The sequence below is a fragment of the Pseudomonas sp. PS01301 genome, assembly GCF_029960215.1.
GTDB lineage: Bacteria > Pseudomonadota > Gammaproteobacteria > Pseudomonadales > Pseudomonadaceae > Aquipseudomonas > Aquipseudomonas coleopterorum.
Genome location: NZ_JASCPM010000165.1, coordinates 1 through 233, shown reverse-complemented (window position 1 = coordinate 233; position 233 = coordinate 1). Strand labels below are relative to the sequence as shown.

The following is a 233-nucleotide window of genomic DNA, read 5'->3' as shown; positions in this document are numbered from 1 at the left end:
TGGGGTACGGTTCCTGGTTACCTGAAGCTTAGAAGCTTTTCTTGGAAGCATGGCATCAACCACTTCGTCGTCTAAAGACAACTCGTCATCAGCTCTCGGCCTTGAAATCCCGGATTTACCTAAGATCCCAGCCTACCACCTTAAACTTGGACAACCAACGCCAAGCTGGCCTAGCCTTCTCCGTCCCTCCATCGCAATAACCAGAAGTACAGGAATATTAACCTGTTTTCCAT

At 48.5% G+C, this 233-nt stretch carries 1 rRNA gene; it reads right to left on the bottom strand.

Annotation, left to right across the window (positions count from 1 at the left end):
• A 23S ribosomal RNA gene (locus QMX89_RS22885) occupies window positions 1-233 on the bottom strand; the annotation flags it as partial.